Source organism: Xenorhabdus sp. PB62.4 (assembly GCF_014467285.1).
In the GTDB taxonomy this organism is placed as follows: Bacteria; Pseudomonadota; Gammaproteobacteria; order Enterobacterales; family Enterobacteriaceae; genus Xenorhabdus.
On the sequence record NZ_NKHR01000116.1, the window covers coordinates 1 to 603 of the forward strand.

General features: G+C 49.9%; 1 pseudogene. It reads left to right on the plus strand.

Annotated elements, in window-relative coordinates:
- A pseudogene (locus Xenpb_RS20600) lies at positions 1 to 603 on the plus strand (RHS repeat protein); the annotation flags it as partial.

Sequence of the window (603 nt, forward strand, 5' to 3'; positions counted from 1 at the left end):
ATGCGGATGGGGTTGTCTACACCTTCCATACGCCGGATGAAAACGTGTTCTCGGTTAACCTGCATGCCGGGCATTATCTGCTGTTTGGCACGTTAACAGGCGGATTACACCTGTTTGATCGTCAGACACAATTAACGCAGAGTTTTGAACAGCCGGCAGGTGATAAACGGTTATTGTCTGCGATCCGTGACCGTCACAATAACCAAATCACCTTCCATTATGATGATCCCTTTGGAGAGCAACAATACCGGCTGTCACAGGTTATCCATTCCGATGGTTATCGCTTATTACTGGACTACGACCAGAACCGGTTGGCTTCTGTCGAGTACCTGACTGAAGAACTGCGCCAGACGCTGGTCACCTGTCAGTACAACGCACAAAATTACCTGTCAGAATGCCATTCATTTCAGTTCAGTCACCTGTGGCACGAATATGATCCCCGTGGCTATATGACCCGCTGGCATGACACGGATTCGACGGATGTGTCGATGGGGTATGACAACCGGGGGCGGGTGGTCTCGGTCAATACCCCACAAGGCTACTGGCAGGATCGTTTTTTGTATGATGACGTCAACCAAGTCACTACCTATCTGGATGCAGAAG